Source organism: Acinetobacter sp. SH024, from assembly GCF_000163635.1.
Taxonomy (GTDB): domain Bacteria; phylum Pseudomonadota; class Gammaproteobacteria; order Pseudomonadales; family Moraxellaceae; genus Acinetobacter; species Acinetobacter pittii.
This window is the reverse complement of record NZ_GG753600.1, coordinates 200918-207272: the sequence shown is the minus strand read 5'-3', so window position 1 is coordinate 207272 and position 6355 is coordinate 200918. Positions and strand designations below refer to the sequence as shown.

6 protein-coding genes are annotated in these 6355 nt (G+C 32.3%); 4 read left to right on the top strand and 2 right to left on the bottom strand.

What is annotated here, in order from left to right:
- On the top strand, positions 1-253 hold a 253-nt coding region (locus HMPREF0013_RS06910), incomplete at its 5' end, for an IS30 family transposase (protein WP_029766663.1).
- Between the two features lie 1130 nt (positions 254-1383).
- The gene (locus HMPREF0013_RS06905) at positions 1384-1620 is read left to right on the top strand and encodes a VF530 family DNA-binding protein (RefSeq protein WP_002113647.1); all 237 of its coding nucleotides are present in this window, start codon (positions 1384-1386) and stop codon (positions 1618-1620) included.
- A 115-nt stretch (positions 1621-1735) separates the two neighbouring features.
- On the opposite strand, the gene HMPREF0013_RS06900 is transcribed toward HMPREF0013_RS06905, so the two are convergent.
- Positions 1736-2707, bottom strand: coding sequence for a lipase secretion chaperone (locus tag HMPREF0013_RS06900; RefSeq protein WP_044119330.1), 972 nt, complete (start codon positions 2705-2707; stop codon positions 1736-1738).
- A 114-nt stretch (positions 2708-2821) separates the two neighbouring features.
- On the bottom strand, positions 2822-3826 hold the full coding sequence (locus tag HMPREF0013_RS06895) for a lipase family alpha/beta hydrolase (RefSeq protein WP_002113633.1): 1005 nt from the start codon (positions 3824-3826) through the stop codon (positions 2822-2824).
- A 268-nt stretch (positions 3827-4094) separates the two neighbouring features.
- Between HMPREF0013_RS06895 and HMPREF0013_RS06890 the strand changes: the two genes are divergently transcribed.
- Positions 4095-5108 (top strand): AraC family transcriptional regulator ligand-binding domain-containing protein, encoded by a 1014-nt coding sequence (locus HMPREF0013_RS06890; protein ID WP_025464089.1) that lies wholly within the window; start codon positions 4095-4097, stop codon positions 5106-5108.
- Between the two features lie 172 nt (positions 5109-5280).
- Positions 5281-6276 carry a putative multidrug efflux protein AdeT1 gene (adeT1, locus tag HMPREF0013_RS06885; RefSeq protein WP_002113835.1) on the top strand — a complete coding sequence of 332 codons (996 nt, stop codon included), beginning with the start codon at positions 5281-5283 and terminating at the stop codon, positions 6274-6276.
- Positions 6277-6355: the final 79 nt, after the last annotated feature.

The following is a 6355-nucleotide window of genomic DNA, read 5'->3' as shown; positions in this document are numbered from 1 at the left end:
CATAGATGTATATTTCTGTGACCCACATTCACCCTGGCAAAAAGGCACATGCGAAAATATGAATGGTTTAATTAGGCAATATTTACCTAAAGGGATTGATTTAAATCAGGCAGATCAGCATTATTTAAATCAAGTTGCCATGTCACTGAATACTCGTCCTAGAAAAGCGTTAGATTGGCTTACACCATTAGAGAAATTTGCTCAGCTTGTTGATTATCATAAGACTTTTCAAACTGTCGCACCTCATGTTTGAATTCGCCCCTATTTATAAAATAGTTTATATATATTTGATACCTTATTTTTAATTTAAAAACAATCATTAAGCTTTAAATAATAAAAAATTATTAATTTATACGTGATATAAATCACATTAAATACTTTAAATAATGCAATAGTTATAATTTCTAAAAATTTATTAATAATAAAACCACCAAAACAATATTAAGTCATTGTTATTTTTAAAAATTTAAAAAATAATGATTAATAAAAAAACAGACTGCAAATTAAAACAGCATGATATACATTAAAATATTTAATAAAAATATAATTCATTTTTTAATTTATAATTTATATTTCAAAATTATTACTGAGAAATAAAATATAGATTTCAATAAAAATGTGACTAAATATACATTACTCAACCAATCCGTAATTAAATTTGCTTTATATTGCGGATTTGAGCATATCAGAGTTAATAAATTAGAATTTAGCATAGACTTTAAAGATTTTAGGAAAATATTCTAGCGAGATATAGTTTTAATTTCTAGGAGCTCTAGGTAGAGAAAAAGCTCAATAAAAATCAAACAAGCGATTATTAGCCAAACCTAATCATAATTTCTATTTAATTAGATTTTATAAATCCTATTTATTATCTATCAATAGCAACGTCAGAAGATGCTAGTGCTGAATTTAACTAGAATAAAAATTCATTCCACATAGCTAAAAGTACCGCAATAGCTAGAAAGAAATAAGCACTACAAACAAATGAAAGATAGCTACCAAGCTATGGGGCAATATTGAATTATACAACTGTTCGCATAATGTATATTATGTTAAATAAAAGATTTGGAAAACTACTACCATATATAAGGCTCTGGCTACTCTACGTTGCTACCACACCGTTTATGCTTCACTACACTGAATTATTAAAAGCTTGTTCAACTGCATCTGTTGCTCAAGCAATTTAAGTCGCTACCAACCACTGCCGGCATCATACCAAACTGGTTTGGTAAATTCCAATATCGCTGTTATCAATACGATAAAATCTGTGATTTCTCAACATTAGTACAGGCTTATGCGGGCTACCTGCTTAAATTCCAACCCTCTCATTTTCCACCTAGCTCAGGTTATAATAATGGACTCCCAAAATATTGTTGATCTATTATGAACGCCTCCAATGACCCTTTACACGGCAAAAAACTTGCTGACATTTTGGATGAATTATTGGATTACTACGGTGGATTTGAAGGCTTAAGTCGTAAAATTGAAATTAGATGTTTTTGCATAGATCCAAGTATTAAATCATCATTGCGATTCTTACGTACCACACCATGGGCACGTGAAAAAGTAGAAAGCTTATATTTGTATGTCTTACGCCAAAAAGCCAAACAAAAATCGTAGCTATCAAAATCCTAACCTCAGCCTTTTGAGTATCAAATTTCTTAGAGTACTTTCTGATTTAATTTAAGCTCTCATCGTTTTCTATGAGAGCTTAAAGCTTTTAAAGTTCGTACACTTAATTATTCTTTTGATCATGCATCGTTTCGTAAGCTTGCGCTCTTAATTGCTCTTCGTTTGTACCGAAATATTTTTTTCTTAATTCCTGAACAGACTGTTGCTTAGTTTCATTACTCATTCCAGTTTGTAAAATCTGATCTCTCTCATTTAAATAACTGTTTACTTGTTGCCCCCATACAGCTTCTTCTTGGTCAACTTTTTCCAAACGTTGTGCAGCTTCTGTTCCTAACAAATTTTCTCGCATAGTTCTAATATCTTCAGCTGTTCCACCTTTGCCTTTAATTTCTTGAGTAAGTTGCTGCAATTCTTGAAATTGCATCGCAGTTTTTACACCTGGCCCTAAATTTTCAGGAAGTTTGTCAATTAATTGTGATATTTGAGTGGCTTTTTCTTCCGTACTTAAAGACTTATCTGCGTAAATTCTCATCTGATCAATATTGAATTGATTGAGATTTCTTTCATTACCAAACAATGCTTTGATCTCTTCAGGCTTGAAATATTTCTGCTGAAAACCATTGATCTGATTTACTAAGCGTTGATATGCATTATAGTCAGTGGCTGAAAAGTTACTTTCTGGTGTTAGATTTTTTAAAGCATGATTGTACGCCACGTATTGGTTTAATAAATATATTGCATATTTAGCAGCCTCAGCTGGCAAGTTTGATGTTAAATATTGACGAATATTAGATATAAGCTCATTTTCACTTTTTTCACCTAAACTTGAAAAAAAGTAATCAAAACAACTTCGTATTCCAACTGTTAAAATTAATTTTCCTTGTTTATCAACTTGAATTGGACAATCAATTTCTGTTCCCTGTAGTGAAGCTGATAGTTGAGGTGCATTTTTATTTTGACTAGCACTTGTTTGACTATATTTAGATTCAGTATAAGACTCTGTTTCATTACTATTTGAATTCGTTAAAGTTTGATGATCTGGTTTAAAAAACCAATAGACTAAGCCCAAACACATCACAATAAAAACTACGAATAATACTCTACTCTTCAAGACCGTTATCTCACATTTTTACTTTTTTAATTCAAAATAATTTTGCTAAAGGAGCCTTAAGCTCCTTTAATACTTAAACTATAGCCCCAAGTTTTTAAGACGGTTGGCTTGTAAACGGTATGGTGTGACAGGATTTTGTAAGAAACCAACTAAACCAAGCGTCTGGTTAACTTCATCGAGATGATTAAAAGCATAATTATCACGAATGACTGTACCAAGATGATTTGAACATCTAGAGACTAAGCCATCACTTTGACTCGGTATAAGTAGAGATAAAGCCAATAATCCTGAATCAAATGGATCAAATATGTTAGTGGCAGGACTTGTTCCACCCCAAGAATAGTAACGAACACCTTTAACAAGTTCATCACCTGAGCCACACTCTGTAACTGGCACACCCGCAGAAAAACGTCTATTGAAGTCGGCTGCACCCGCTGTAGTTAAGGAATATAAACCAGCAACACTATTTTGATCATAATAATGGCCTGAACCAATACCAACTAAAGAAAAAAAGACGTTAACTGCCGAAGAAACTCCTGGATCTAATATTGGAGCTATAGGTGATTGAGTTAAGTTATAAACAAAATCAGCGACAGGTGAACCTTTATTCGGCCCTCCTACTGAGGTAACAGAAGCAACCTTATTAGGAATTAATCCAGCCACATAACGAACAGATTGACTACCATGGCTATGACCAATTAAGTTAACTTTTTCTGCACCTGTAATTGCTAAAATTTGTTTAACTTGTAAAAGTAATTGCTCACCACGTAATTCAGAAGAGTTAAATGAAGCTTGTTGAGCCACATATACATTAGCTCCATTAGCGACCAAATCTTCAGTAATACCATTCCAGTACTGCAAAGGGCCAACAGCAGAAAAACCTGCCATTCCATGAGCCAATATAATTGGGTATTTCGTTTTTGCATAACTGGATTTTACAGTGGCGCTGCCTCCTTCGGTACATGAATTTACATTACAATTTAGCCAAGAAGACTTGGTGGTACTTGCTGCATTTACCACAGCTCCACCGCTAATAAATAAACTGAATGTAAGAATTACAGCATTCCTATATTTCTTTTTCATCCTAAGCTCCAAGCTTTTTCATTTTTTTTAAATTAATGTCCCTGCACTCTCAAATATTCAATTTACATATACTTAAGAGTTAAAAAAAATATACTGAGCTTTTTTATTATTGCCTATAGAACGGCCTGAACAATACGTGCCAAAACAGTACATTAGGCGACAAAAAACTAGAAAAAGACTAAAAATCGGATGAATGTATGTTTTCAAATTGCTAGCAATATCTTATTTTTTCATTAAATACAGCCTAAAAATGGATTTTCTGCAAAAAATGAGTATTCCTAGACATAGTACCGAGCATTTTATTTTAGGTTCATATGTTCATTTACTTTCACAACTTGTGCAAAAGTGGAATATTAATCCGAATGATATTTTCTTAAATACAAATATTGATTTAGATCGACTAAATGAATTGAATTATAAGGTTAATATTTCTGACTTTAAAACCGTTATTAGAAATTGTATAACTTTAACTCAAGAGCCTGGTCTTGGATTTTATGCGGCCAAAGAGTTAAAAATTAGCTCACATGGCTTATTAGGTTTAACTGCTGTTATATCTAATGATGTCAAGGATGCTCTAGAAACCATCAATAAATTTGTAAAAATACAGTGTACTTTTATAAACTTAGATTTATATGTAGAAAAAGATTTAAGTTATTATGAAATCACTTATGAAGATGGAACACTAGACTGGAATAACCCTTTAGATGTGGCAGCTTATGAGTTTTGTTTCGGATTTTTTTTAGTTGGGTTTGTTTCTTTAGCTCGAATTTTCTTCCCTTCATTTAAACCTATCATTAATTTAGAATGCGAATGCCCTCAATATTTCACACACTTTCACGACCTTTTAAGCTCGACATTTGAAAAAATAAACTATAATCAAAAAAATACCTGCCTTATAACTTCTAGCCATATTCTGAATAACCCGCTCATTATGGCTGACCCGTTAACATCGAAAAAGTTACAAGTGATTTGTGAAAATGAATTAAATAAAATATCAAAATTTCAGGAAATTCAATTTCGTGTCAAAAATGCTCTATATGATGATTTAAATGGCCTATTGAACCTTGAGCAAGTTGCTAAAAAATTAAATTTAACTAAACGCACTTTGCAAAGAATGCTTAAAGAAAAAGGTTATAACTTTCAAAAATTATATAAAGAAGTGCGCGAGGAAAAATTGGTTAAATTTCTTAAAAATCAAGTGTTAAGCCGAGAAGAAATAGCAAAGAAATTAGGTTACTCCAATACTTCAATTTTTAATCGAGCACGAAAAAAAATAGAGTAATACCCAACTAAAACTTTTCAGGTTCGTTTTTTCTGAAAAATTTTCTAGTTCATTCAGTAATTACAAAACTGACTTTTGACTTCTTCACTAAATATTTTCCTTGAAATGCCATATCTAATCTAGGCCAGATTCATAGAATAATTTTTATAATTTAAATAATGGATAATTAAATATGGATCGTTTAAAAGTTATTTTACTTATTACAAGTACTTGTTTAACAACAACTCTTTATGCCAAACAACAAATCGTTTGTGTATATGACCCAATTGGTAAATCGGGAGATGCTTTCGCTTTAGCCAAAGATTATGCGCTTGAAGCCAAAAATTGGGGAGCTGATTTATCTTTAAAAGCATATGTAGATGAACGAATTGCGGCTGAAGATTTAAAAGTCGGAAAATGTGATGGCGCTATTATTAGTGGTTTACGTGGCCGTCAGTTTAATAAATATACAGGATCCTTAGATGCAGTTGGCGCATTAACAAATATGAAAACGGCAATTAATGCCTATAAGCTGTTGTCTTCACCAATTGCCGCAAAAAACATGGTGGTAGGTCCTTACGAAATTGCAGGTTTAGGCACAATTGGTCCTGCATATTTGTTCATAAATGATAGAAGTATCAATACACTTGCAAAAGCTGCTGGAAAAAAAATTGGGGTATTTAAATATGATGAAGCCCAACCAAGGCTTGTTCAACATGTTGGCGGTCAGGCTGTATCTGTAGACGTCACCAATGCTGGTTCAAAATTTAATAATCATGAAATTGATATTGTGCCCGCTCCTATTGTGGCATTTAAACCTTTTGAATTACACAAAGGTTTAGGTGAAAAAGGAGCAATCGTTCGTTTTCCTTTAACTCAAATTTCGGCAAATTTCATTATTCGTAAAGACCAGTTTCCAGCAGGTTTTGGGCAAAAGTCTCGAACTTGGGTAGCCAGCCAACTAAATAGAACATTTGGCATTATTGCCAAATATGAAAGTGATATTCCTTCAAAATATTGGATGGATATTCCTAAAAATGAACAAGTAAACTATATGAAAATGATGCGCGAGGCACGTATACAGCTAACCAAGGCTGGTATTTACGACCCTAAAATGATGAATTTTTTGAAAAAAGTAAGATGTAAAGAAAACCCAAGTAATTTTGAATGTGCGTTAAACGATGAATAAATTAAGTTGCTTTTCTCTTTCACCATTAACCTAAACCAATTTTCTGACACGGATGTTATTGGAATATCCGTGTTTATTT

Excerpts from the sequence above, each read along its gene's own strand:
- HMPREF0013_RS06900 (WP_044119330.1), bottom strand. The coding sequence starts at position 2,707 with ATGTGTTTGGGCTTAGTCTATTGGTTTTTTAAACCAGATCATCAAACT.
- HMPREF0013_RS06895 (WP_002113633.1), bottom strand. The coding sequence starts at position 3,826 with ATGAAAAAGAAATATAGGAATGCTGTAATTCTTACATTCAGTTTATTT.
- adeT1 (WP_002113835.1), top strand. The coding sequence starts at position 5,281 with ATGGATCGTTTAAAAGTTATTTTACTTATTACAAGTACTTGTTTAACA.
- HMPREF0013_RS06890 (WP_025464089.1), top strand. The coding sequence starts at position 4,095 with ATGAGTATTCCTAGACATAGTACCGAGCATTTTATTTTAGGTTCATAT.
- HMPREF0013_RS06905 (WP_002113647.1), top strand. The coding sequence starts at position 1,384 with ATGAACGCCTCCAATGACCCTTTACACGGCAAAAAACTTGCTGACATT.